This is a genomic window from Shewanella sp. c952 (genome assembly GCF_019654975.1).
GTDB lineage: Bacteria > Pseudomonadota > Gammaproteobacteria > Enterobacterales > Shewanellaceae > Shewanella.
Map to the genome: position 1 here is coordinate 20313 of NZ_BPEW01000021.1, position 25580 is coordinate 45892.

Annotated in this window: 23 protein-coding genes; 8 read left to right on the forward strand and 15 right to left on the reverse strand. The window is 44.2% G+C overall.

All coding sequences use genetic code 11. The annotated features are described in order from the left end of the window. Positions 1–5: 5 nt before the first annotated feature. A complete protein-coding gene (gene rsmH / locus K5R16_RS14180; RefSeq protein WP_220738214.1) occupies positions 6–962 on the reverse strand; it encodes a 16S rRNA (cytosine(1402)-N(4))-methyltransferase RsmH in 957 nt (318 codons plus the stop codon). Between the two features lie 30 nt (positions 963–992). Then, a complete protein-coding gene (gene mraZ / locus K5R16_RS14185) occupies positions 993–1451 on the reverse strand; it encodes a division/cell wall cluster transcriptional repressor MraZ (protein WP_220738215.1) in 459 nt (152 codons plus the stop codon). Between the two features lie 842 nt (positions 1452–2293). On the opposite strand from mraZ, the gene K5R16_RS14190 reads away from it, so the two are divergent. Continuing rightward, positions 2294–2626, forward strand: coding sequence for a hypothetical protein (locus K5R16_RS14190; protein WP_220738216.1), 333 nt, complete (start codon positions 2294–2296; stop codon positions 2624–2626). Here K5R16_RS14190 and glpK read toward each other — a convergent pair. From glpK to leuA, 7 genes are all read right to left on the reverse strand, one after another. Then, complete coding sequence (gene glpK, locus K5R16_RS14195) at positions 2623–4104, reverse strand: glycerol kinase GlpK (protein WP_220738217.1); 1482 nt, start codon at positions 4102–4104, stop codon at positions 2623–2625. The two genes, K5R16_RS14190 and glpK, sit on opposite strands and share 4 nt — an antisense overlap. A 10-nt stretch (positions 4105–4114) precedes the next feature. After that, complete coding sequence (locus tag K5R16_RS14200; RefSeq protein WP_220738218.1) at positions 4115–4636, reverse strand: nuclear transport factor 2 family protein; 522 nt, start codon at positions 4634–4636, stop codon at positions 4115–4117. A gap of 224 nt (positions 4637–4860) precedes the next feature. Then, positions 4861–6174: an outer membrane protein transport protein gene (locus tag K5R16_RS14205; RefSeq protein ID WP_220738219.1), complete on the reverse strand. Its 1314-nt coding sequence runs from the start codon at positions 6172–6174 to the stop codon at positions 4861–4863. A 509-nt stretch (positions 6175–6683) separates the two neighbouring features. Next, positions 6684–7289 (reverse strand): 3-isopropylmalate dehydratase small subunit, encoded by a 606-nt coding sequence (leuD, locus tag K5R16_RS14210; protein ID WP_220738220.1) that lies wholly within the window; start codon positions 7287–7289, stop codon positions 6684–6686. An 11-nt stretch (positions 7290–7300) separates the two neighbouring features. Further along, complete coding sequence (gene leuC, locus K5R16_RS14215) at positions 7301–8701, reverse strand: 3-isopropylmalate dehydratase large subunit (RefSeq protein ID WP_220738221.1); 1401 nt, start codon at positions 8699–8701, stop codon at positions 7301–7303. Positions 8702–8703: 2 nt separating this feature from the next. Beyond that, positions 8704–9798: a 3-isopropylmalate dehydrogenase gene (gene leuB / locus K5R16_RS14220; RefSeq protein ID WP_220738222.1), complete on the reverse strand. Its 1095-nt coding sequence runs from the start codon at positions 9796–9798 to the stop codon at positions 8704–8706. Between the two features lie 71 nt (positions 9799–9869). Beyond that, complete coding sequence (gene leuA, locus K5R16_RS14225; protein ID WP_220738223.1) at positions 9870–11441, reverse strand: 2-isopropylmalate synthase; 1572 nt, start codon at positions 11439–11441, stop codon at positions 9870–9872. Between the two features lie 516 nt (positions 11442–11957). Here leuA and K5R16_RS14230 point away from each other — a divergent pair. Continuing rightward, positions 11958–13706, forward strand: coding sequence for a lipopolysaccharide assembly protein LapB (locus K5R16_RS14230; RefSeq protein WP_220738224.1), 1749 nt, complete (start codon positions 11958–11960; stop codon positions 13704–13706). A gap of 8 nt (positions 13707–13714) precedes the next feature. Here K5R16_RS14230 and recQ read toward each other — a convergent pair whose 3' ends face one another. Further along, complete coding sequence (recQ, locus tag K5R16_RS14235; protein WP_220738225.1) at positions 13715–15538, reverse strand: DNA helicase RecQ; 1824 nt, start codon at positions 15536–15538, stop codon at positions 13715–13717. 173 nt (positions 15539–15711) lie between these two features. On the opposite strand from recQ, the gene K5R16_RS14240 reads away from it, so the two are divergent. Both K5R16_RS14240 and rarD read left to right on the forward strand, forming a co-directional pair. Next, a complete protein-coding gene (locus tag K5R16_RS14240; protein ID WP_220738226.1) occupies positions 15712–16176 on the forward strand; it encodes a thioesterase family protein in 465 nt (154 codons plus the stop codon). A 162-nt stretch (positions 16177–16338) separates the two neighbouring features. Continuing rightward, on the forward strand, positions 16339–17226 hold the full coding sequence (gene rarD, locus K5R16_RS14245; protein WP_220738227.1) for an EamA family transporter RarD: 888 nt from the start codon (positions 16339–16341) through the stop codon (positions 17224–17226). A gap of 89 nt (positions 17227–17315) precedes the next feature. Here rarD and K5R16_RS14250 read toward each other — a convergent pair whose 3' ends face one another. The 5 genes from K5R16_RS14250 to radC all read right to left on the reverse strand — a co-directional run bounded on the left by K5R16_RS14250 (position 17316) and on the right by radC (position 20899). After that, a complete protein-coding gene (locus K5R16_RS14250) occupies positions 17316–17834 on the reverse strand; it encodes a PH domain-containing protein (protein WP_220738228.1) in 519 nt (172 codons plus the stop codon). Between the two features lie 79 nt (positions 17835–17913). Next, positions 17914–19233, reverse strand: coding sequence for an amino-acid N-acetyltransferase (gene argA, locus K5R16_RS14255; protein ID WP_220738229.1), 1320 nt, complete (start codon positions 19231–19233; stop codon positions 17914–17916). A 443-nt stretch (positions 19234–19676) separates the two neighbouring features. Next, the gene (gene rpmG, locus K5R16_RS14260; RefSeq protein WP_011494790.1) at positions 19677–19850 is read right to left on the reverse strand and encodes a 50S ribosomal protein L33; all 174 of its coding nucleotides are present in this window, start codon (positions 19848–19850) and stop codon (positions 19677–19679) included. A gap of 6 nt (positions 19851–19856) precedes the next feature. Further along, positions 19857–20093: a 50S ribosomal protein L28 gene (rpmB, locus tag K5R16_RS14265; protein ID WP_020912316.1), complete on the reverse strand. Its 237-nt coding sequence runs from the start codon at positions 20091–20093 to the stop codon at positions 19857–19859. Between the two features lie 128 nt (positions 20094–20221). After that, entirely contained in the window at positions 20222–20899 is a 678-nt protein-coding gene (radC, locus tag K5R16_RS14270; RefSeq protein ID WP_220738230.1) for a DNA repair protein RadC, read from the reverse strand. Between the two features lie 140 nt (positions 20900–21039). Between radC and coaBC the strand changes: the two genes are divergently transcribed. From coaBC to K5R16_RS14290, 4 genes are all read left to right on the forward strand, one after another. Next, the gene (coaBC, locus tag K5R16_RS14275; protein WP_220738231.1) at positions 21040–22236 is read left to right on the forward strand and encodes a bifunctional phosphopantothenoylcysteine decarboxylase/phosphopantothenate--cysteine ligase CoaBC; all 1197 of its coding nucleotides are present in this window, start codon (positions 21040–21042) and stop codon (positions 22234–22236) included. Next, entirely contained in the window at positions 22233–22691 is a 459-nt protein-coding gene (dut, locus tag K5R16_RS14280; RefSeq protein WP_220738232.1) for a dUTP diphosphatase, read from the forward strand. Before coaBC ends, dut begins: the two co-directional genes overlap by 4 nt. 96 nt (positions 22692–22787) lie before the next feature. After that, the gene (gene slmA / locus K5R16_RS14285) at positions 22788–23381 is read left to right on the forward strand and encodes a nucleoid occlusion factor SlmA (RefSeq protein ID WP_020912312.1); all 594 of its coding nucleotides are present in this window, start codon (positions 22788–22790) and stop codon (positions 23379–23381) included. 137 nt (positions 23382–23518) lie between these two features. Beyond that, positions 23519–25483 (forward strand): S9 family peptidase, encoded by a 1965-nt coding sequence (locus K5R16_RS14290; protein WP_220738233.1) that lies wholly within the window; start codon positions 23519–23521, stop codon positions 25481–25483. Positions 25484–25580 lie beyond the last annotated feature (97 nt).

Below are 25580 nucleotides of genomic sequence, written 5' to 3' on the forward strand. Positions count from 1 at the left end.
AGCCTCTACACAGACTCGAGATCATAAGGTAAGCGCTCACCAATACGCAGTACTGAACTTCTCGCTCTAGCGTTACGTTCTATCTCTTCTGCCGACGGCTTAATCGCTTTGCCTATACCTTTCAACTTACGAGATTTGTTGATTTCAGCTTCGGTGATAGGCAGCCCATGTGGCACGCTTTCACCTTGGCTATGACGACGAATAAAGCGCTTAACCATACGATCTTCCAATGAATGAAAGCTTATTACTGACAAACGCCCTTCAGGTGCAAGCACTGTCAACGCACCTTCTAGTGCTTGATCAATCTGCTCTAGTTCACTATTGATATAGATACGAATAGCTTGGAATACTCGTGTCGCGGGGTGTTTATTGCGCTCTTTATTCTTAGTAATACGTGCAATAAGATCGGCTAACTCTTTAGTTCGTAAAAAGGGTGTCTTTTCGCGATCAGCTGCAATGCAACGAGCAATATGACGCGAGTTTTTCTCTTCGCCATAGGTTTTAAATACCCAAGCCATATCTTCAATTTCGGCACGAGCAATCCACTGTGCTGCAGTTTGGCCTTGAGAGTTATCCATACGCATATCCAGCGGACCATCGCGCAGGAAGCTAAAACCACGTTCAGCATCATCAAGTTGAGGTGAAGACACACCGAAGTCCAGCAGTACACCGTCAATCTTGCCCTTTAGCCCAAGCTCTTCTACATACTGCGCTAACTGACCAAAGCCACCATGCACAATCTGAAAGCGACTGTCGTCTTTAAACTGCTCTGCGGCCAAAATGGCCTGTGGATCTCTATCAATCGCAATCAAACGGCCATTAGGCCCGAGTTGCTCAAGCACTTTTCTTGAATGACCACCGCGGCCGAAAGTACCATCTATGTAGATGCCATCTTCGCGTATATTTAGGCCCGCTACGGTTTCTGTCAGCAAAACCGATAGGTGTTCAAATGATTGCATCATGTTTATCTTCTATTTGGTTAATATCGCTCATTAGAGCGAAAAATCAGCTAAACGTTGGTTAGCTGCTAAATCTTCATTAAGAATCGCAATGCGACTCTCTTCAATCTGCTGTTGCCATGCAGCTTCATCCCATAACTCAAACTTATTAAGTTGCCCGACTAACATCGCCCGTTTTTCCAAATTGGCGTATTGACGTAAGGGAGTTGGTAACAGAATGCGGCCATTGCCGTCTAATTCACATTCATGGGCATAGCCGAGTAACATGCGCTTAATGGCTCGCTCCGCTGGCTGGGTATCTGATAATTGAGATAATTTAACCGCTATTGTCTGCCACTCTTGCACTGGATAGAGCAGTAAACAGGGCGATTGGATATCGACAGTGATCACTAATTGACTGTTATGATGGGCGTGCAAAGGCTCACGGTGCCGTTTTGGCATCGCAATTCGTCCTTTCGCATCTAAATTGATAGCGCTCGCCCCAGAAAACACGTTATGTCGTCCTTGTTAAATTATCAAAAATCCACAAATATCCACATTTACCCACAACAGCTAAGTTTAGGGACACAATGCAAGAATTGTCAAGGGGTCGGTGTTATTTAAAATCCAGTAACCAAGCGGGTTAGCAGGGAGTTTTAATCTAAATGCTATCGAGTGCACAAATAGGGATTTTTGTGGGAGATGGGTTATTATAAATATCTAAAAAGTAGGAAAAACAGACAGAAGAGAGCGGTACAGTGGACTTGCAGTAACACTTAAGTGGAGTTTATTCCCCTTTGCTCTTCATTAATGAAGCCTAAATTACACTCGCTATTGGCTAAAAATCTAGCTTCAATATCTAGCAACTAAAATTAGGTTAACGATATTTAACCCATTTTCGATTCTATCGAGAGCCATATGCACTTCGCCGCGCTTTCAGATAAGGGATCTGCTTTCACAGCAGATCAAATAGTGTCATTCGCAATAATTTTTATTATATAGCTCATATTTGACTAAATTTTAACCGCAAGCTGCCGATATATAAGTAATCAATAACTTATACCAATTGCATTAAGTATTTGATCCGTTCAGAGCCCATCAGTCTTTTCAATTCAAAGCGCATTGGTAAAGAAATGGTTATTCCCTTTTAAGCCAATGCAAAGCAGAAGTGGAAAGACTGAGGGACTCACGAAGTGCGGCAGAGGTAAAAAATTGGCAAAACGCTGTATGCTTCATTATGGGATTTGGATATAGAATAACTATTAGCACAAATCCCACTACTTGCCTGCAGCGTTTCGAATTCCCGTTGAATGGTCAAACTTTTAATGCAATTGGTATTACAACATGGAGGTTCTATGATTAGTTTAGACAGCGTTTATGCCATGCTAGCTCGGCCACCTCTACGTGAAATCAAACAGAAAAAAGGCGTAAAGCCGGTTGATAGCAGCGCAGCAATAGCCGCTGATAGCCATGAACAGCCTCAAGCTCAGCTGCCACCCCACTTAGAAAGGCGTCAGTCCCGTGAAGATAGACGTAAAAACCCGTCAACACTTTATCAACTCGATCCTAGCTTAGAAAGGCGTAAAAATTACGTTGAAGACAGAAGAGAAGATGAGCCACAGCAAGCATCAAGTCATATAAAAGACGAGGATGACTCGCCTTTTGGGCATATTGACATCAATGTTTAGCGCGTTCTCGCCACAGCCTCTTGCCAGCCGTTATAAAGTGTTACTCTCTGCGCATCATTAAGCTGTGGTTTGAAGCGTCGCTCAACGACCGCCTTATGTTTAAGCTCTGCTGTAGAGTTCCAAAAACCTACCGCGAGTCCAGCTAAAAAAGCTGCCCCCATGGCTGTGGTTTCGGTTAACTCTGGGCGCAACACATCCACATTGGTAATATCGGCTTGAAACTGCATTAAAAAGTCATTGGCAACCGCTCCACCATCGACTTTTATCTGTTTTAGCTCTACCCCGCTATCTTTACTCATAGCATCAAGCAGATCCCGACTTTGATAAGCAATCGCTTCCAAGGCTGCACGAATAATATGATTGCGATTAGCCCCGCGAGTTAACCCCACTAAAGCCCCTCTCGCATCAGGATCCCAATAAGGTGCGCCTAATCCAACAAAAGCTGGCACTAGATATACGCCATTGGTGTCGTCGACTTTTGATGCAAAGTACTCGGTATCTTGCGCATCTCGGATCAGGCCAAGTTCATCACGCAGCCATTGAATCGTTGCTCCGCCCATAAATACCGAGCCTTCAAGTGCATAGTTGATTTCACCTTTAGCGCCCACGGCAATGGTTGTTAATAAGCCATGTTGAGATCTTACCGCCTCAGCACCGGTGTTCATCAGTAAAAAACAGCCTGTTCCATAGGTATTTTTTGCCATCCCTTCATCAATACAGAGTTGGCCGAATAGCGCTGACTGTTGATCACCAGCAATACCTGCGATGGCAATACTACTGCCTTCACCTGCAATGCGGGTTTGACCATAGACAGCAGATGAAGGTTTAACCTCTGGCAGAAGAGAGCGCGGTATATCTAACGCTTCCAGCAGCTTTTCATCCCAAGCTTGTTGGTGAATATTAAACAATAGCGTTCGGGAGGCATTGGTTGGGTCTGTGACATGCACTTTACCTTCGGTAAGCTTCCATACCAGCCAGCTATCGATGGTACCAAACAGTAACTCGCCCTTTTCAGCCCGCGCCCTTGCACCTTCAACGTTATCAAGGATCCACTTAATTTTAGTCCCTGAAAAGTAAGGGTCTAACAATAAGCCAGTTGCGTCTTTTACGTACTCTTCTAACCCTTGCGCCTTTAACTCATCACAGATAGCTTTGCTTCTTCGGCATTGCCACACAATGGCGTTATACACCGGTTTACCAGTCACTTTATCCCAGATAACCGTGGTTTCACGCTGATTGGTGATCCCTATCGCAGCGACATCTTCACTATGAATATCAGCTCGTGCTAGCGCTTCAATTAAGGTTGAGCTTTGTGATGCCCAGATCTCCATAGCATCATGCTCTACCCAACCTGGTTGTGGGTAAATTTGGCCAAATTCTCGTTGTGAGCTCGCCACCATATTGGCATCGTGATCGAAAACAATCGCTCTTGAACTCGTGGTACCTTGATCCAATGCGATGACATATTTCTTTGACACAAAAACTTCCTTATTGACGTGTATCTTTTAGTAAACCGATTTCTGGTTGCACGATATTATCGCCGCCAGACTCAAGGTCACAGGCATGGGCAGGGTAATACCACACAGCATTAATTTTTCCCTGTTTTAGCTCATAAACCCCGATGCTACATTGGCTGTCTAGCTCACCGTCATGACTCCAAGTCACCTTTTCTACAGTGCTCACATAATTGGCTGAGCTCACCGCCTGCGTCAACGTGGCTTTGGCATCCGGCAGCGTTTGAAAATAGTCCGCCATCGCCGAACCAAGCTCATTTTTAGACGAGGTCTCTATCAGCATTTTACTGCCCGATATATTGAGCCAATGCACAGTGTCGGTTGTGTGCGATAAGAGTTTCCCGACGTTATGTTCATTAAAAGACTCTATAAACTGCTCAACAACCTCAATCGAAGCATTAGTATTGCTTGGCATTACATCATCGGCACTAGAATAGGCAGGGACAAAACTGATTAACAGCAAACAAACCGATAAGTTCAGAGATCTAATATTCATTTGAAACCTCTATTTTTAGTTAAAGTGAGTTCCAGCAAAAACACGGGGTTATGTCGAGTACTGAATTTGAAAATCAGCCGCTCTTATACCACTGCAAGTTAACTCTTTTACCATGAAAGCCACCTAATAATCCAATAGCTAACAAAGTAAAAAGCCCCGCTAATGCGAGGCTTAAACTTACCGGCAAACATGTTAAATACATGCCAACTTGTTAGTCGTACACTTTAAAAGCGGTAGCTTGTTTGGATACCGACTAACAAAATATTACCGCTGGTAGTGCCGGTAAAAGTACCACCAAAGTAAGCAGAAGAATCATCTGATGGGATACCTGGACGCGGTTCAACAACTGGAGATTCATCAGCAAAGATATAAGTCAGACCAAAATCCATATCAAAATTTTCGCTAATACGGTAACCCATACCTGCACTCAACCATAGACGATCCATCTCAGGAATTGTCAGAGTACGGTTAGCATCAGACACTGCAGATTTGTCGTAAGCAACACCCGCTCGCATGCTTACAGTGTCGTTCAACTGATAGGTCGTACCCAGCGCAAAACGGTAGTTATCTTCCCAGTTTTCTTGCTTCACTAGCTGAGTAGGCTCAGATAATTCAGGAATAACCGCTTCTAACTTCTCGAAAGAACTCCAATCAGTCCAGTTAATGCTGGCATGAATAGCAAGTTTTTCACTTAATTGATGGTAAGAAGCAAGCTCTGCCGTTGCAGGTAATGACAGCTCCATAGAACCCGCCATTTTCAAAGTTGGGTCCATTGGGTTAAAGGCTAAACCATTAGCTTCGCCTTCAAGGTTTTGATCTACTGCTGAGCGGTAGTTAAAACCAACTCTGTTGTCAGCATTTATCTGCCAAGCACCGCCTAATTGCCATCCCCAAGCGGTATCATCTCCTTCCATGTACTTCAATGCGGTACCTTTCGGTACTGGTAAGTTACCAACTGGTGTAGGAAGAACAGTATCAGCTGAGCTTTTTGCGCCAATGCTACCTTCACCAATCACAAAGCGCACACCGCCACCGATACTAAACTGATCGTTGATACGGTAAGCGACGTTAGGATTGATCTCTATCGTGGTAACTGATGCTTCATTACCAAACTGAGTGCCACGGAAGTTGTCATCCAGTTCAGTTGCCATACCAAAATTACTGCCAAGTGCTAAACCAACAAACCAGTTATCATCTATCTGGTGAGAGACATAGAAATTAGGAATAACAGCATCATCGGCAATGTCGTGAGCAGATGTAGGATTAGTGCCATCGACATAAGTCACTTCACCATTGATATCAATATTCGGCATGACCAAGATCGCACCAGCTGTCATTTGAGTACCATTTAAATAGGTAAGCATTGCAGGGTTACGAAACTGTGCAGCCGCGTTATCAGCCATTGCCGCTTCACCAGCAAACGCACGCCCAAGTCCCGTAGCTGAGTATTCAGCTAACTGAAATCCAGCAGCTTGAACCTGTGTTACATTCCCCAAAAGTACCGTACTAACGGCAAGTGTTAATAAACGCTTATTCATTTGTATTCTCTAATTATGTAATTACAACAAGTAGAGCAATTACTCCACTTAAAAGTGGAGCGGATTTTACAACCACAGAATATCTTTACAAGTGTTTTAATAAAAACAGCGTAAAACACTGGAGAAACACAAGAAGGGCAGTGAAAACAAAAGAGAGATCACGTTTTAAAATAAGAAATAGAATACAAACCGGCAAAAAAGCTCGCTAAGTAGAAATGAAACATGGGCACATAACCAGACAAAACCTAGAAATACAACAACTTACAAAAGAACAGCAAGTAGACAGGTGTTCACTCAAAATAAGCTCAACCAACAGCATAAATGACTAGCACAAAACCAAAATTCAAAGCCTTACTAACAGATGTGAAAAATAACCTTTTAATACAGAACATTAAATCAATGCCATCTGCAATTAAAACAAAAGCCACCTAGCTTTAACGCTAAATGGCTTTGATATATCAACAGCATGGTACAAGTGTACGCTTAAAGCATATTACTTAAGATTCGCGTTAAGCTCTCCAAGCCGGAAGATTTTCTTCGTAGTGACTGATTGCATCGGCATGAGCCAAAGTTAGCCCAATAGCATCAAGTCCATTAAGCAGGTTATGCCTAGCCGATTCAGCTATCTCAAAGCTAAACGCGGCGCCAGATGGTGAGGTTACTGTTAATGCTTGCAGATCAACGGTCACTTCTGCACCTGGTAACGCTACAACTTCAGCCATAATTTGCTCAACTTCAGCTTCAGTCAACTTAACGGGCAATAAACCGTTATTAATCGAATTACCATAGAAAATATCAGCAAAGCTCGGCGCAATAATCGCTTTCAAACCGAAGTCAGCTAATGCCCACGGCGCATGCTCACGGCTTGAGCCACAGCCAAAGTTCTCTTGCGATACCAAGATTGACGCGCCTTTATAGCGCGGTTTATTTAAATTAAAATCAGGATTAGGCTGATCGCCAGCATCATCTAGATAGCGCCAATCATGGAATAGGTGAATACCGAAACCATCACGAGTGACCTTCGACAAAAACTGTTTTGGAATGATCTGATCAGTATCAACGTTTGCGCTATCAATGATAACCGCAAGCCCTGTGTGTGCAATAAATGGTTGCATAACTTAACTCTCTAGTAAGGTTTACGGATATCAACAAAATGACCAGCAACTGCAGCAGCTGCAGCCATAGCAGGACTCACTAAGTGAGTACGACTGCCTCGCCCTTGTCGCCCTTCGAAGTTACGATTACTTGTCGACGCACAGCGATCGCCAGCTTCTAGCTTATCGTCATTCATCGCTAAGCACATTGAGCAACCAGGTAAACGCCATTCAAAGCCTGCATCCAAAAATATTTTATCTAAGCCTTCGGCTTCGGCTTGCTCTTTGACCAACCCTGAACCTGGCACGACTATCGCCTTAACGCCGTCTGCAACCTGACGCCCTTTGGCATGCACGGCAGCAGCACGTAGATCCTCTATGCGTGAGTTAGTACACGAACCAATAAAGACCTTATTGATCCCAACGTCTGTCATTAAAGTACCTGCGCTTAAATCAACATATTCAAGCGCTTTTTCGATGCTTGAACGAACTGTTGAGTTAGTCTCTTCAGCAGGATTAGGTACCAGTTGGTCAATCGCGACCACTTGTCCAGGGTTAGTCCCCCAAGTTAGCTGCGGCGCAATGTCACTAGCTTGCAATACCACTGTTGCATCGAATGTCGCATCAGCATCAGTTTTCAATTCAGCCCATGCCGCTAAAGCCTGCTGCCAGTTATCGCCTTTAGGTGCAAATTCACGCCCTTTAAGATACTCTGCAGTCGTTGCATCAGGCGCTATCATGCCCGCTTTAGCGCCCATCTCAATCGCCATGTTACACACCGTCATGCGCCCTTCCATTGTGAGCGCTTCTATCGCTTCACCACAGAATTCAACCACATAACCAGTACCACCATCCATGCCGATTTTACCAATAATCGCAAGCACAATATCTTTAGCAGTAATGCCCTCTGCCACGTGACCGCGTACTTCAATCTTCATGGTTTTGGCTTTTAGCTGACGCAAGGTTTGCGTCGCCATAACATGCTCAACTTCTGAAGTACCAATACCAAAGGCTAGTGCGCCAAAGGCACCATGAGTCGCGGTATGTGAATCACCACAAACAATCACAGTTCCAGGTAAAGTGATGCCCAACTCAGGGCCCATAACATGCACAATACCTTGGTTCTTATGATGGATATCATAAAGTCTGACGCCAAATTCTTTACAGTTTCGCTCAAGAGTTTGTACTTGAGTGCGTGCCATAGGGCTAAGTGCATCAAGACTTGCACTAGTTGTTGAGGTGTTATGATCCATAGTGGCGAAAGTCTTTTCAGGCGCACGCATTTTACGACCTGCGACCTCTAAACCACTAAACGCTTGAGGTGATGTCACCTCATGCACTAAATGCCTATCAACATAGATAATTGGCGCTTCACCTTCGGCGGCAACCACGATATGTGCATCCCATACCTTTTCATATAATGTCTTAGCCATTGTTAAACACCTTCTTTTACAAGCTGGGCAATATAATCGCCCATTTCACTGGTTGATTTTGCATTATGACGCTCTTCGCTCGATAGCAACTCGCCAGTCAGGTAGCCATCACTTAATGCTTTGCCCACTGCAGTTTCAATTGCAGTAGCAGCCGCTTCTTGCTTTAGGCTATGGCGAAGTAGTAGTGCTGCAGACAAAATCTGCGCCACTGGGTTAGCAATACCCTGACCAGCAATGTCTGGCGCACTGCCGCCTGCGGGTTCATATAAACCAAAACCAGAACTATTCATACTGATAGACGACAATAGCCCCATAGAGCCTGTAAGCATGGCTATTTCATCAGAGATAATATCACCAAATAGGTTTGAACAAAGCATGACGTCAAACTCATCAGGACGACGCAGTAGTTGCATAGTCGCATTGTCGATATAGATATGTTCAAGCTCAACATCTGGGTAATCTTTAGCAACCGTTTCTACCACTTCACGCCAAAGTACAGAACAAGCAAGTACATTCGCTTTATCAACAGAGGTCACCTTTTTGCGGCGACCTTGAGCAGTCTCAAAGGCAATCTTAGCAATACGGGTGATCTCTTTACGGGTATAACGCATGGTATCGAACGCTTCTTCATTCTCACCTTCGCCTTGACGCCCTTTCGGTTTACCAAAGTAAATGCCACTGGTGAGTTCACGTACACACAGCACATCAAAACCACGTGATGAGATATCACTACGTAGCGGCGACATATGCTCAAGACCCGCATGCAATTTTGCTGGGCGCATATTACAGAACAACTCAAAGTGTCCACGTAGCGGCAATAATGCACCGCGCTCAGGTTGATCATTGGGTGCTAGGTGCTCCCACTTAGGACCGCCTACTGAGCCAAAAAGAATCGCATCAGCAGCTTCACAGCCTTTAAGTGTCGCGTCCGGCAGCGGACAACCTTGGCTATCAATCGCAGCGCCACCAACATCGTAATCAGTATACTCAATAGAAAGGGCAAAACGTTCCTCTACAGCCGTAAGTACTTTACGGGCTTCCGCCATGACTTCAGGACCAATCCCATCTCCAGCTAATACAGCTATTTGATAACTCATACGACAACTAACTCCTTTAATTTTCTTTATAATCTAAAATCGGGTACATGAAACACTTGGGTGCCTAAAGCCTAAACACCGCCTAACACGCGCTTCTCTTGTTGTATTTTTTGTTTGCAATCAGCAACTTTATCCGCGCGCCAAGTCAGGTTCATCACATGAATTAAGGCCTTCACAGATGCTTCGACAACATCAGTTGCCAGGCCAACACCATGGAAATTCTGGTTGCGGTAACTAGCAGTGATATCGACTTGACCCAGTGCATTTTGCCCCTCGCCTTTCGCGCCCAGTTGATAACTGGTGATATCAATTTCACAACCACTTGCGCGTGCGACCGCTTTATAAGCGGCATCAACAGGGCCATTACCAATGGCCGCTTCGGTAACTGTTTCGCCATTCACCTCAACTTTAACCGTGGCAGTTGCACTGCCTTCTGTTGAATCTGAATGTACAACTAACTGCTGCAATTTAAAATGGTCATCATCTTCAGCTTGCGCTTCCATAAAGGCCAATGCTTCAAGATCATAATCAAATACCTGCCCTTTCTTGTCTGCAAGTACAAGGAAGTCTTCGTATAGAACATCCATATCATAGTCTTGCTCACCGTAACCAAGCTCACTCATGCGGTGCTTAATGACATGTCGGCCTGAGCGCGAAGTCATATTCAAGTTGTTACGGTTAAGACCAATACTTTCAGGCGTCATAATCTCATAGGTATTTTGCGCTTTAAGCATGCCATCTTGGTGAATACCTGAAGAGTGTGTAAAAGCATTCGCGCCAACAATTGCCTTATTAGCTTGTACTGGCATATTACATAGCTGACTGACCAAACTAGAGGTGCGGTGGATCTCTTTTGCATTAATGCCTGTTTCTAAACCTAGCTCACCTTGACGGGTAGAAAGGATCATCGCTATCTCTTCCAGAGAACAGTTACCAGCGCGTTCTCCGATGCCATTCACGGTACACTCAATTTGGCGAGCACCATGCTGCACAGCTGTAATAGAGTTAGCTACGGACAAACCCAAGTCATCATGACAATGCACAGAGATGACCGCTTGATCGATATTCGGGACGCGATTAAACAAGGTCTGAATAATACCGCCAAATTCACTTGGTACTGTGTAACCCACGGTGTCAGGAATGTTAATCGTGCGAGCGCCAGCCTTAATCGCTTCCTCTACCATTCGGCATAAGTTATCGATGGGAGTGCGGCCAGCATCTTCACAGGAGAACTCGACATCATCAGTAAATCGGCGCGCATATTTAACCGCACCAACAGCCATTTCTAATACTTGGTCGAATGAGCGCTTTAGCTTGCTCTCAACGTGAATGGTTGATGTTGATATAAAAGTATGGATACGGAACTGATCAGCAGCCGATAATGCTTGTGCCGCAGCATCAATATCTTTCTCTAGTGCTCTGGATAGGGCACAAACACGGCTATTTTTTACCGTTCTAGCAATTGTCTGTACTGATTCAAAGTCACCAGGAGAAGAAACGGGGAACCCCACTTCCATAACATCAACGCCTAATCGTTCCAATGCTAACGCTATTTGAAGTTTTTCCTTAACCGTTAAACTGGCAGCTAATGCTTGCTCACCATCACGTAGTGTCGTGTCAAATATAATTACGCGGTCAGACATCTATTCTCTCCATTGAACTTCAAACGTTCAGTTATGCTTTCAGGCAATTTAAATACAAAAAACCCCGCGAATTGTTCGCGGGGTTTATAAATGCAGGCTTTCTTAAGCGTGTAGCACTATATCCTCCGCGCAGTGACTGCGAGAATGAGACTGAGGAGTATGAGTAAAGTGCTTGTATGCTTCATAAATGGTTATTCAACTTTTCTAGATAACTATGTCAGCGTGTTCTGCTGCTTGGGTTAATTTTTAACGCGAGCAGCCATCTATGTCAAGCCTAAATTGCTCAACTTAGGCATTTCACAAACTGAACATTGCTCACAAAAATTACAACCTTGATGATTAACCCTACAAAAAAGACTTTGAAGGCGATATTATTGCGCAGCATCTCTAATAATGCTGTTAAGTCGCAATATTCTCAACTGTTAAGCTTTTTTATGCATATTTTTAGATAAAATGGTTATAATAGCCCCACTCTGCTATTGGAAAGCGGATATAGAGTCACTACTGGAGCTACAAATGGACTTTAGGAGCATCGTACTATGTCTAATACTATGGGTTTCCCCAGTATTTGGCGGTACGTTGGAACAACTAGATCAGTTAAATACACTCGTCTACCAATATCCAAGCAAAGCATTATCAGAGATCAATGCGCTTGAGCGTCACTATTTGGGTGTATCAAGATCTGACACTATATTGATGCGCTTAAACGCACTCAAATGTGAGTCCTATATTCAATTGGGTGAAAATGCTGCCGCCATTAATCTGGCTCGCTTGAATGATGCCAAAGCAAAGCAATTAGCGCTTGAGCATGCCAGGCCCTATTTTCTAAATTGCATGGCGCAAGCTTATGCAAGTTTTGGCGACTACCAGCAAGCACTACCGCTTCTATACTCTTCCATTTCATTGTCGCGCAAACTAAAACAACCTCAAGCCCTAATCGGTGGGCTCTGGCTGCGAAGTAAGCTCAATGCCGATGTAAAACACAACAATGCTGCAATTGAAGACATAAGACTTGCCCTGGATATTTATCCCGAGATCACTTTACAAGATCAGCGCTGGACTTGGCCTCCAAAAGGTTACTTATATACCTCAATGGCTAAGCAGTTAGCCGATATTGGTGAGCCCAAAGAAGCGGCAACAAACCTCAAAAAAGCACTGGATGAACCCACAACGCTAGGTAAAGTGAAGCTTTTCATTGCGCTGGATATGGCCCGATTCGCTCAGCAAAATCAACAGCCGAATCTGCGAGATAAATACACCCAAATAGCCAGGGTTACACTCGCTGAACTCAGTACCCCACTAGAGCTCGCCATTGCTTACAATGCAATCGCTTTAATTGATTTTGATAGTGGTAAATACAGTAGCGCAGAACAACTGATTAACCTTAGTTTGGCGACCTTTCGCAAGGAAGCAGACTCCATCGGCACTATTAGCGCTTTATCGCTCAATGCTCGGATCAAGCTGAAACAGTACCGCGAAGCTGCTGGTCTCACATTAATGGAGCAGGCTATATCGTTAGCGAAAGAGAAAGCGCGCTACTCAGATTTGAAACATAGCTATGCCACCTTGGCAAACTATTTTGCTAAACAGGGAAAGTTCTCACAGGCCTATCAATATCAACTCAAACAATTAGAGGCACTAGAAAGCGAGACACTATCAATTAAAAATATTTGGTTATCGCAACTCAAGTCGGGGTTAAGTCGTGAGGAGCAGATAGCCGCGCCTAATCATTCTCTCATGACAGCAACAACTGTAAACGGCATTATTCCCAGTTCACTTTTCCCTATCGCTCTCATGATCATCAGCCTAATCATATTCATTACTTGGCATCAAAAGAAAGCACCGAAACCAACGCAGCCAGAGCAAATAGTACTGAATCTAGATACTAAAGTTGATAAAAAGAAGTCACTTGAAGACCTGTTAAACATAAGCAAGCAGGCGGGTTATCCGTTGTCATTATTAGTCTTTAACCCTAACCACATTTTTAAAACAGACGTGCCAATAGTGATAGAGCAGTTAAAAACTAAGCTCAGAGAGCAGGATGTGCTTTTACAGCAAAATGATCAGCAGATCGTAATTATGCTGCCGCACACCTCTGAGCAAGGGGCAATAAACGTCATTGATCAATTAGCAAGTACCATTAAAGTTTGGCAAGAAGACTCCAAAGTGAATATTGGTCTTGCCTGTATGCAGCAGTTTGATAATTTAGAGTCGATGATCAAGCGAGCCAATATCAGCCAGTTGAGAAAGCTAAAAGTTAACTGATTGTCCTGCTAACCTTCCGCTAAGTAGTTTTCAATCTCATCTAAAAACTCACCGCCAAAACGCTCCAACTTACGTTCACCAACTCCATTGACAGCCAATAACTCACCGGGACTTGTCGGCAATATTGCAGCCATTTCAGCCAAAGTTGCATCGTTAAAAACTAAGTATGGTGGTACATCTAACTCTTCAGCCAGTGTTCGCCTTAATAACTTCAATCGAGCAAACAGCTTACGATCATAGTTAAGCGGCGCTTTCGGGTTATGACCGCGACGCTTAGTGGTTTGAATCACGATTCTTGGCTCTGCGAGTAACAACTCCACCTCGCCTTTTAACACCATGCGTGCTGATGGATTAAGCGTTACCGATGAACCTCGAGTAATGTCCTGATTAGCAAGCCCAAGATGGATCAACTGCCTAATCACACTCAACCAATGTTCATGACTTTTCTCTTTGCCAATGCCCCAGGTTGAAAGTTTATTATGGCCTCTATCCATTACAGTGGCAGCTTTTGAACCTCGCAGCACCTCGATAAGATGATTGACACCAAAGCGCTGTCCAAGCCGATAGATACACGACAGCACCTTTTGCGCATCTTGAATGCCATTATACTTCTTAGGTGGGTCTAAACAGATATCACAGTTACCACATGGTTCTAACGCACTTTCGTCAAAATAGTGCAGCAACACTTGGCGGCGACAAGTCTGCGCCTCAGCGAACGCAGCCATGGTGTTGAGTTTATGGAACTCAACTTGCTGCTGTGGCCCGGGCTCTGACTGTTCAATAAGGTGCCTGACTCTGCCAATGTCAGCAGGGTCAAACAACATCAAAGCTTCAGAGTCCAAACCATCACGGCCTGCTCGTCCGGTTTCTTGGTAGTAGGCCTCGACACTTTTCGGGATATCGTAATGCACCACATAACGCACATTTGATTTGTTGATCCCCATACCAAAAGCGACCGTGGCAACGACAATATCGAGTTGATCTTTTAAGAACCGGTCTTGGACATCAGCCCGCTCTTCTTGGGTTTTACCAGCATGGTATGCCTCAGCTTGATGCCCCTGCATACGCAAACGGTCAGCAACCTCATCCACTCGACGACGGCTACTGCAATAAACAATACCGCTATTCCCATTCTGCGCATCAATAAACTGTCGTAGCTGGTTGGCGGCATTAAGCTTTTCAGCAACGGTATATCGAATATTAGGTCTATCGAAGCTGGTGAGTAGCGAAAATGGTTCAATGGTTAACCGCTCGCAGATATCGACGCGCGTGGCATTATCTGCCGTTGCTGTTAACGCCATAATCGGCACTTGAGGAAACTGCTGACGTAAACGTCCAAGCGCGGCATATTCGGGTCTAAAATCATGACCCCACTGGGAAATACAGTGAGCTTCATCAATAGCAAATAGCGAGATATTTAACTCGTGCAAACGATCAATAAAGCTGGCTTGCAACAACCTTTCTGGCGATACGTATAGCAGTTTTAGTTCGCCATAACGCATCTGCTGTAAGATCTTTAGGCTCTCTTCTCTTGGCTGAGAAGAGTTAAGATAAGCTGCCGAAACACCGGTCTGAATAAGGCTATCAACCTGATCTTTCATTAATGAGATCAGCGGTGAAACAACCACAGTTAAACCAGAAAGTTGCAGTGCGGGCAGCTGATAACATAGGCTTTTACCACCGCCAGTCGGCATGATCACCAAGCAATCTTGGCCGGCACAGATCTGTTCAATTACTTCACGCTGGCCATCCCTAAACGTGCGATAACCAAATACCGACTGAAGGCTTGCTGATAATTGATCGACCGGATGTTCGAGTGCCGCCTGATCCATAGTGAACCTGTGTTAATCATAAGGCCGACCATTCTAATCGAGCGAACCTCTCTTGTCTCTCTTGAAACGATTTATCGGCCAAAATTTAAACTTGCAACACAGGCTCCATTAGCGATAGATTAAATGCTCTAATACTAAGCGATTGATCCTACTAGGAACACGCAGGGAGCCGTATGAGCAATATTATTCAACAGGAAACATTACGCAGGGTTGCAGAAGTTTTTGACAAGCATGTGCCTTTTCATAACTTACTTGGGATGGATATCAAGCGTTATGATGTGGACGGTGTAGAAGTTGTCGTAAAAATGAAGCCTGAATTAATTGGTAATATCCATCAGCAAATATTGCATGGGGGCGTAACCGCCACCGTCCTTGACGTCGTCGGCGGGCTCACCGCTTTTTCGGGCTTAGTCGCCAGTCGTGACGATTGGAGCCTTGAGGAGCTAGAAAAGCGTATTCAGACATTAGGTACTATCGATCTAAGGGTTGATTATTTACGTCCTGGCCGTGGCGAGATTTTTACTGGCACCGGCACCGTGATCCGCGCCGGAAATCGAGTTTCAGTTTCGAGAATGGAGCTACATAACGAAAAGGGTGACCACATTGCCTTCGGCACCGGTACCTATATGGTTGGCTGATAGCGTTAAAATGCCGTTATATGCGGCGTTTTATGCCATGAATAATCTGTTTATTGATTGAGATGACGTTACCAGCAGTGCGGATAAACAGCGCGGTTAGCTTGAGTCTGCGCTTAGGCAAGATTACAATCACCACTTACTCCCTCTTTTTAGCACATTCCAATGCAAGATAATGAACATCGTAAAGGCATAGTGTTTGCCATTTGCGCTTATACCCTGTGGGGCTTTGCTCCGCTGTACTTTAAATTGCTTACCGATGTGTCTGCTGCAGAGATTTTGCTGCACCGTGTACTTTGGTCATTTGTTTTTGTCGCTATGCTGATGAGCCTCTTCGGCGGTTTTGGTCGCGCCAGACAATTACTTAAAAAGCCAAAGCAATTGGCCGTCTTATGTATAACCTCCTGTTTAATTGCAGCTAACTGGTTGCTATTTATCTGGGCCGTTAACAACGACCACATGTTAGATGCCAGTCTAGGCTATTTTATCAATCCCCTTGTTAACGTGCTCTTGGCGATGCTATTCCTAGGTGAACGCCTGCGCAAACTACAATGGGCCGCAGTATCACTGGCCGCGATCGGGGTATCAGTACAACTAATTTCATTTGGATCAATACCATTGGTATCGCTGGGCTTGGCAGGTTCTTTTGCCTGTTACGGCTTATTGCGTAAAAAGGTGAATATCGATGCGAAAACGGGTCTGCTGGTTGAAACAGCAATCTTAATGCCTATCGCACTGTTTTACTTGCTTACCAATATGGGTGACTCAATGACACACCTGATGAACAACGATATGCAGTTGAACTCATTGCTGCTGGCTGCGGGAGTCGTCACCACAATACCACTGCTATGCTTTGCCGCATCTGCCGTCAGGATCCCTTTCACTATGCTGGGATTCTTTCAGTACATTGGCCCAAGTATTATGTTTATCCTCGCAGTTAGCTTGTATAACGAGCCTTTCGATATGGAAAAAGGCATTACTTTTGGCTTTATTTGGGCTGCTCTTGCGCTTTTCACTACCGACATGTTTTATAAGCGCAAACAAAAAAAGTAATCCTTACCAATGTAAAAAAGCGAACCTAATTGGGTTCGCTTTTTATTATTTTACCAACAATAACCATCTCACCCGTCCGAGAAATAGTTTTACCGCAAGTGGCTTAACAGTGTATCGGGTTGCTCAAGGTCTAATAGTATCGAATAACCTTTGGTAGTCGGGATTAACAGCACATTGTCAGCTTCTGTGACCGCAACAAATGCTTTCGAGTGACCGACTAAACTGAACCAGCCTAATTGAAATCCAGGCATACCCACGCCATTAACCCGAAGATCGGGTTTAAATTCAATATCAGCTCCTGTTGACCAATTTAATTGACGCACTCCCATTAAATCTACCTCTTCTATCGGTAGGCTAAACCGATAAAATGGCACATCAACAGTAACCAAATCCGGCGTCACAATCAGTTTTGCATCATTAACTTTATAGAACATCCAGCTGAATGCTATCAGCATCGGCAGTAACACTGCAGCAATAACAACCTTACTCGTTTGCGGCAGCGCTTTATAATAAATATAAACCCCGATTCCAATTAAGCCGATGAGTAAGGCAATAAAGCTCAACGTACCTGTTGAGCCTAGAGGATTAAGAGCAAAACTTTGAGTCATCATCTAGTCCTGTCAATAAGATAACCTCATCTTTGACTAGAGGACATATTATGTCAAGCTAAGGTTTTCGGCTGCAAGTTTACAGATCCAACGCTAAGATCTTCGATTTGCGTTGATAATTGTAGAGCTGTTTCTTCTTTCCTGGTAACTCATCAACTTCAACAATATTAAAACCATGCTCTAAGAACCAGTGAATACTGCGTGTCGTCAGTGCAAATAATCTTGAATAACCTCTCACCCGCGCTTGGCTAATAATATTTTGCAGCAGCAAACTGCCCCTATCGGCATCTCGATACTCAGGGTGAACCACTAAGCAAGCAAATTCACCTGCATTATCCTCCTCAAACGGATAGAACGCCGCACAGCCAATCACTAAACTGTCACGCTCAATCAGCATAAACTGCTCAATTTCGACCTCTAGCTGCTCTCTTGAACGGCGCACCAGTATGCCTTTTTCTTCCAGTGGACGGATAAGATCGAGTATGCCACCGATATCCCGAATAGAAGCACGCCGCAGACGTTCGGCACTTTCTGTGACAATTTGGGTGCCGATACCATCGCGGGAGAAAAGCTCTTGCAGCAGTGCTCCATCATCTAAATAACTAACAAAGTGACAACGACTTACCCCATTTCTGCAAGCATCGATACTGGCTTGTAAAAATGCCTTGGTACTCAAACAAAGTGGCGCTTGTTCAGGCAAATTATTAAGAATGGCTTGCGCATCTGTAGGCATCAGCTCTGCAAGCACTTCGCCAGCCTCATCCATAATTCCTTTATGTGCACTAAAGCCAATCATCTTATCTGCTTTGAGTTTTACCGCTATTTGGGTTGCAACCTCTTCAGCCGTTAAGTTAAAGCTCTCACCCGTCACTGATGCAGCCACAGGGCCTAACAATACAATGCCACCATTGTCCAGTTGACGCTTTAAGCCTTGGCTATCTATACGCCTCACCCTGCCGCTAAGACTATAATCAACTCCATCTTCTACCCCTAATGGCTGTGCAATCACAAAGTTACCGCTCACCACATTAATCTGTGCCCCTTGCATAGGCGTGTTGCTCAAACTCATCGACAACCGCGCCGTAATATCAAGCTGTAATGCACCTACGACCTGTTTAATGACTTTAAAGGTCTCTTCTTCGGTAATTCTCACACCATTGTAATATTCAGGAGTTAAGCTTTGTTGTGCCAACGCATCATCAATCTGTGGACGAGCACCGTGCACTAGGACGATTTTAATCCCTAGACTATGCAACAACGCGATATCGTTAATAATGGCTTTAAACTGCGGCTGAGCAAGCGCTTCACCGCCAAGCATAACCACAAAGGTTTTGCCTCTGTGGGCGTTAACATAGGAAGCTGAATGACGAAAACCATCGACGAGTTCTGTAGTACGCACGCTAAATCCACCTTTAAGTCTAAATAGACAGTCGCAACAATCTGATTTATTGATAACACCTACAATGATATTGCATTTTAATTCATTTAAAAAGCATTTATTTTCACTATATTTATTAACAAATATCACGTCAAAGCTGTGAAATTAAAAAGATTGAGTTTGATATAATCAAGATCGAATAAGTGAATAGTGTTGCAAACTACGCCATAATGACGCGGACATTAAGCAATCTCATAAATTCTTAAATGGCTGAGACTCTTAATTGAAACAGTGGGATGAAAATGAGGGTGAATAATGGCTATCAGGCCAATAGCTGAAATTAGATAGTTATAGCCACTAAGATCATGATTTAATTGTTCTGCAGGAGTTTGGCGTCGTGGTAAATTTAAGCCAAAAAAAAGCCTCTAAAAATAGAGGCTTTTGAAGATGCTTTAAACGAGTTATTACTTGATTTTAGCTTCTTTGTACATAACGTGCTGACGGATAACAGGATCAAATTTCTTGATTTCCATCTTTTCAGGCATGTTACGCTTGTTCTTTTCAGTCGTGTAGAAGTGACCAGTTTTAGCGCTAGATACTAGCTTGATCTTCTCACGATTACCTTTAGATTTAGCCATGGTTTATTATACCTTCTCGCCGCGGGCACGAAGTTCAGCAACAACAACTTCAATACCTTTCTTATCGATGATACGCATACCTTTAGTAGAGATACGTAGCTTAACGAAACGCTTTTCAGTTTCTAACCAGAATCTGTGATTCTGTAGGTTAGGTAAAAAACGACGACGCGTAGCATTCTTCGCGTGCGAACGGTTGTTACCAACCATTGGTTTCTTGCCAGTTACTTGGCATACTCTTGACATGTCAAACTTCTCCAAAACAATATATATAACGCTCGAGCATTAATGTACCTCGAACACGGCCGTCGCCTGAGGCACACAACAGAGGGCGCATTTTATACAGGATCTAAAATCAAAGATCAAGGGTTAGATTAATCTATCCACCCTCGTTCAGCGAAAGAAACTATCTCTCGATCGCCTACAACCATATGGTCCAGCAAGGAAACATCGATGGTTTGTAGTGCTTGTTTCAATCGCTCAGTAATTCGTCTATCGGCTGTACTTGGCTCTGCAATTCCAGAGGGATGATTGTGACACACGATCACAGCCGCAGCCTTTTTCTCAAGCACCAAGCTCACCACATCTCGTGGATAAACCGACGCTGAGTTAATGGTACCCCTGAACAATTCAACGAATTGAATCACCCGATGTTGGCTATCAAGTAGTAAAATAGCAAACACTTCGTAGGCACGATCTCCCAATTGTCTCATTAAATAGTCTCGAGTTAAATCAGGATCCGATAAAATTTTGCCTCTTTTTAGATTTTCTTTCGAAATTCGCTTGCCAATCTCTACCGCAGCTTGCAATTGAGCAAACTTAACCGGGCCTATTCCATCTAGCCGACACATTTGTGCTTGAGAGGCTGTCAGTAAGCTTCTAAGCCCACCAAACTCCGTAATCATCATACGAGCAAGCTCTACGGCACTTAATCCCTTTAAGCCGACTCTGAGCAATACAGCGAGTAATTCTGCATCCGACAGGTGCTCTGCACCATTAAGTAGTAGTTTTTCTCTTGGTCCTTCACCCTGCGGCCAATCTTTAATTCCCACAATAACCTCCTTGTCATTATTTCTAGTTGAGTATGGTCGACAATTTACTAACTTGTTCATCAACTGCAGAGTGATTGTGATATCTTACGGCTGCGCGGATAATATTTTGATCTGTAAAAATGATTATGGAAAGAGTAGCTATGGGTTTGAAAAACAAGAAAGTACTTTTAGGAATTGGCGGTGGTATTGCAGCCTATAAATCTGCTGACTTAGTTCGCAAACTAAAAGATCGCGGCGCTGATGTTAGAGTGGTTATGAGCCAGAGCGCGCAGGAATTTATTACCCCACTCACCCTGCAAGCATTATCAGGCTATCCAGTCTCGACCGACCTACTTGACCCAAGTGCTGAAGCATCCATGGGGCATATTGAATTAGCTCGTTGGGCAGACTTAGTGATTGTGGCACCAGCTACGGCGAATTTAATTGCGCGTATCAGTAGCGGCATGGCAGATGAACTCATCACCACGACTTGCCTAGCCACCGAAGCGCCTATCGTGCTTTGCCCTGCAATGAACCAGCAGATGTATCGCAATGCCGCAACCCAAGCCAATTTAGTCACAGTCGCTCAACGCGGTATGACGATTTGGGGCCCCGACTCTGGCTCTCAAGCCTGCGGAGAAGTTGGCCCAGGTAGAATGTTGGAGCCTGTGGATATCGCTGAAAAAGCCGTACAGTTCTTTGGCCCTAAATTGTTAGCAGGCATCTCTTTACTGTTAACCGCAGGGCCTACACGCGAAGCGATCGACCCCGTTAGGTACATCTCTAACCATAGCTCAGGCAAAATGGGCTTCTCTCTAGCGAGTGCCGCAGCAGCAATGGGCGCTAAAGTTACGCTAGTTGCGGGCCCCGTTAATCTAGCAACACCAGCGAATGTCAGCCGTATCGATGTTGAATCGGCACAAGAGATGCTTGATGCCGTGCTGCCAGAAGTGGAAAAAAACCAAATTTTTATCGGTTGTGCCGCAGTAGCTGATTATCGAATTGCGGATGTGGCCGAGAGTAAGATTAAAAAATCAGCTGAGCAGATGCAGCTTGCGCTAGTGCGAAATCCTGATATCTTAGCCAGCGTTGCCAGCCATCCAAAACGTCCGTTTACGGTTGGTTTTGCAGCAGAAACCAATAATGTTGAGCAATACGCAAAAGGTAAACTTGAGCGCAAAAAACTTGATATGATTGCCGCCAATGATGTGTCGAATAGCAGCATTGGTTTTAATAGCGACGATAACGCGCTTAGCGTCTTTTGGCATGATGGTGTAACCCACCTCCCCGCTGTCGACAAGCAAACTCTGGCCAAGCAATTACTGACCCTAATCGCAGAAAAAGTAAAAAATAAATGAAAACACCGATCGAACTAAAAATTCTCGACTCACGCATTGGTACACAGTTTCCGTTACCCGCCTACGCAACTCCAGGTAGTGCAGGTATGGATCTACGTGCAATCACTGATACTGCACTCACCATACAGCCTGGTGAAACCGTACTTATTCCAACGGGTATTGCTGTACACGTCGCGGATCCGAGCTTGGCAGCTATTATTCTGCCTCGTTCAGGCTTAGGCCATAAGCACGGTATCGTACTCGGTAACTTAGTTGGACTGATTGATTCTGATTACCAAGGCCCATTAATGGTCTCTTGCTGGAATCGCGCCAGTGAGCCATTCACCATAGAAATAGGTGACCGCCTCGCGCAATTAGTATTTGTTCCCGTTGTGCAGGCAGAGTTTAAGCTTGTTGATGAGTTTGATAGCTCAGATCGCGGTGCAGGCGGCTTTGGCCATTCAGGCACAAAATAACAACCACATTTAAGCATATCACTACATTTTATGGACAGCACGGAGCGTTGTTTCCTTGCCGTCTCGCTCAGTAGTAATCGAGTGAAGGACTGATAAATGGCTGCAAGCCCAAAGATTAATCGCCGCGAACACATTCTACAATGTTTAGCGACCATGTTAGAGACAAGCCCAGGACAACGCATCACTACCGCTAAACTGGCAGCAGAAGTGGGCGTATCAGAAGCCGCACTTTACCGCCACTTTCCGAGCAAAGCTCGGATGTTTGAAGGCCTCATTGAGTTTATCGAAGAGTCATTACTGTCTCGTATCAATCTCATCATGGATGAAGAGAAAGACACCATGAAGCGCTGCCAGCAATTGCTGCAACTGCTGTTGGTTTTTGCCGAACGTAACCCAGGGATTTCACGAGTGCTCAATGGCGATGCATTATTGGGTGAAAACGAACGTTTACGCAGTCGAATTAGCCAGCTTTTCTCAAAAATTGAAACTCATCTGAAGCAGATTTTACGCGAGAAGAGTCTACGCGAAGGGCAAGCCTTTAGCATTGATGAAGCGGTGTTAGCTAACTTATTAATGGCGATTGCCGAAGGCCGAATTGCCCAGTTTGTTCGCAGTGAATTTAAGCTTAAACCGACTAAGCACTTTAACGAACAGTGGACATTCGTGCAGCAGCAATTATTGCAGAGCTAAATACTCTAAAACAAAAAGGCAGCAGACTAAACATGCTGCCTGATCATACAAAACTATTGTTTCCCTCCTACTTTTGGTTTACTTTCCCTGTGATAAACACTTATAAAGTTTAACATTTGTTCTCACAAGGAAGTTGTATGAAACTCATTAAAACCATTGGCCTAGTATGCCTAGCTTGGTTTAGTTGCTATGCATCAGCAAAAACCAACGATGCAGCCAATTTATTCAGCCGTTCGGCTGAGTTCTCGCAAGTCAAAATATCTCCAGCAGGAGATTATCTAAGCGTGATTACCAAAAAAGATGGTAAAAACATGCTACTTATCCTAAAAGCTGCAGATAGATCCTATGTACACGCCATTTTCTTTGAAAGTAATGCACAAGTAGGTCATTACGAATGGGTTAATGATGAACGACTAGTGATGCAAAAAGAATATTTGAAAGGTTGGAGTGACCACCCGCTCTATTATGGCGAATTAATGGCCGTAAATGCCGACGGCTCTAAGGCTACTTACCTGTTTGGTTATCAAGGAGGCGAACAGCAAACAGGTTCAAATCTGAAAAAAAACACCCCAATACGCGCCACAGCTTATATTCTAGATCCACTGCCAGAAAATGATCGTTATATGCTCGTTCAAGCACTTCCCTGGGGGAGTGGCGGTAGCAACATGGCAGAAAACACTCAAAAAGTGTATCGCGTTGATGTTTATAAAGGTCGACGCAAAAAGGTAGCAACCGCGCCCATCACCTACCCGAACTTCCTAACCGATCATGACGGCACTGTACGCTTTGTCAGTGGCACCCGAGATTACGTCAATTCTAAATTATACTACCGAAATGACGGTAATTGGATAGATACTGATAAGTTAAATCTTGGCTTAGACGCAATAAAGCCAATTGCATTTAGCGATGACAAAGATAGCTTATATGTCACCGCAAGCGAAGCAGGTAAACCAGCTGGCGTATACTTAGTGAACATCAAAACTGGCGATAAAAAGCTCGTAAGCCAAGATAAAGTGGTAGACCCAAGTAATGTATGGATTAACGCTATCACCAAAAAGCTATACGCTATCGAGTATGAAAACGGTTACCCAACTTATGAGTTTGTCGATTCAAAAGATCCCTCAGCCAAACTCATTAAACAACTTTTAGCTGCTCTACCGGGGCATCAGATCCATTTAGTTAGCCAAACAACCAGTGCCGATAAAATCATCATCAAAGCCTTCAATGATCGTAATCCCGGCGACTACTATCTATTTAATACAAAGACTAAAAAGCTAGAGTATCTGGTGTCAAAAAAGAAATGGCTAGACCCAGACCAAATGGGCGAAATTAAACCGATTAAATTTACCAGCAGAGATGGCGTAACAATACATGGCTACATAACCTTACCCTACGGTGTTGAAGCTAAAAACCTACCACTAGTTGTGAATCCTCATGGCGGACCTCACGGCCCAAGAGACCGTTGGGGCTTTGACCCACAAAACCAAATGATCGCCAGCCAAGGCGCAGCAGTACTGCAAGTCAACTTCCGCGGTTCAGGCGGCTACGGCAATCTATTTAAAAATGCAGGTCATCAAAAATGGGGAACAAATATTCAGTACGACATTATTGATGCCACTAAGTATGTTATCGAGCAAGGCATGGTAGATAAAGACCGAATCTGTATTGTCGGAGGCAGCTTCGGTGGCTACTCAGCAATTCAAAGCTCAGCGATAGAACCAGATCTGTTTAAATGTGCTATTGGTTTCGCTGGGATTTACGATCTACAGCTCATGTTCGATGAAGGCGATGTACAAGGCCGCCGAGCAGGTAAGCGTTACCTAAAAGAGGTGCTAGGTGAAAATGAAAGCTTACTGAAGTCAATGTCACCAACCCACAATGTCGATAAGCTCAAGGCTAACATTATGCTAGTCCATGGCGGTGAAGATGAAAGAGCACCTATCGAGCAGTTTGAAGCACTCGAAGATGCCTTAGAAGAGCACAAGTACCCGTTTAAGAAACTGGTTATGGATGATGAAGGTCATGGCTTTTATGACGATGCGCATAAGGCCAAATACTACAACGAAATGCTTAGCTTCTTAAAAACCAATCTGAAATTGTAATGCTGTAAATATAAAAACCGACTAATTTAGTCGGTTTTTCTTCTCCCCAAAACGTTTTTCGGTGTATATTTGCAACAAATCGCTGTATCCTCCGTGC

What these genes read in the sequence shown, in the direction of transcription:
- rsmH (WP_220738214.1), bottom strand. Translation starts at nt 962, where the DNA reads ATGATGCAATCATTTGAACACCTATCGGTTTTGCTGACAGAAACCGTA.
- K5R16_RS14190 (WP_220738216.1), top strand. Translation starts at nt 2,294, where the DNA reads ATGATTAGTTTAGACAGCGTTTATGCCATGCTAGCTCGGCCACCTCTA.
- K5R16_RS14200 (WP_220738218.1), bottom strand. Translation starts at nt 4,636, where the DNA reads ATGAATATTAGATCTCTGAACTTATCGGTTTGTTTGCTGTTAATCAGT.
- K5R16_RS14205 (WP_220738219.1), bottom strand. Translation starts at nt 6,174, where the DNA reads ATGAATAAGCGTTTATTAACACTTGCCGTTAGTACGGTACTTTTGGGG.
- leuD (WP_220738220.1), bottom strand. Translation starts at nt 7,289, where the DNA reads ATGCAACCATTTATTGCACACACAGGGCTTGCGGTTATCATTGATAGC.
- leuC (WP_220738221.1), bottom strand. Translation starts at nt 8,701, where the DNA reads ATGGCTAAGACATTATATGAAAAGGTATGGGATGCACATATCGTGGTT.
- leuB (WP_220738222.1), bottom strand. Translation starts at nt 9,798, where the DNA reads ATGAGTTATCAAATAGCTGTATTAGCTGGAGATGGGATTGGTCCTGAA.
- leuA (WP_220738223.1), bottom strand. Translation starts at nt 11,441, where the DNA reads ATGTCTGACCGCGTAATTATATTTGACACGACACTACGTGATGGTGAG.
- K5R16_RS14230 (WP_220738224.1), top strand. Translation starts at nt 11,958, where the DNA reads ATGGACTTTAGGAGCATCGTACTATGTCTAATACTATGGGTTTCCCCA.
- recQ (WP_220738225.1), bottom strand. Translation starts at nt 15,538, where the DNA reads ATGGATCAGGCGGCACTCGAACATCCGGTCGATCAATTATCAGCAAGC.
- K5R16_RS14240 (WP_220738226.1), top strand. Translation starts at nt 15,712, where the DNA reads ATGAGCAATATTATTCAACAGGAAACATTACGCAGGGTTGCAGAAGTT.
- rarD (WP_220738227.1), top strand. Translation starts at nt 16,339, where the DNA reads ATGCAAGATAATGAACATCGTAAAGGCATAGTGTTTGCCATTTGCGCT.
- K5R16_RS14250 (WP_220738228.1), bottom strand. Translation starts at nt 17,834, where the DNA reads ATGACTCAAAGTTTTGCTCTTAATCCTCTAGGCTCAACAGGTACGTTG.
- rpmG (WP_011494790.1), bottom strand. Translation starts at nt 19,850, where the DNA reads ATGGCTAAATCTAAAGGTAATCGTGAGAAGATCAAGCTAGTATCTAGC.
- rpmB (WP_020912316.1), bottom strand. Translation starts at nt 20,093, where the DNA reads ATGTCAAGAGTATGCCAAGTAACTGGCAAGAAACCAATGGTTGGTAAC.
- coaBC (WP_220738231.1), top strand. Translation starts at nt 21,040, where the DNA reads ATGGGTTTGAAAAACAAGAAAGTACTTTTAGGAATTGGCGGTGGTATT.
- dut (WP_220738232.1), top strand. Translation starts at nt 22,233, where the DNA reads ATGAAAACACCGATCGAACTAAAAATTCTCGACTCACGCATTGGTACA.
- slmA (WP_020912312.1), top strand. Translation starts at nt 22,788, where the DNA reads ATGGCTGCAAGCCCAAAGATTAATCGCCGCGAACACATTCTACAATGT.
- K5R16_RS14290 (WP_220738233.1), top strand. Translation starts at nt 23,519, where the DNA reads ATGAAACTCATTAAAACCATTGGCCTAGTATGCCTAGCTTGGTTTAGT.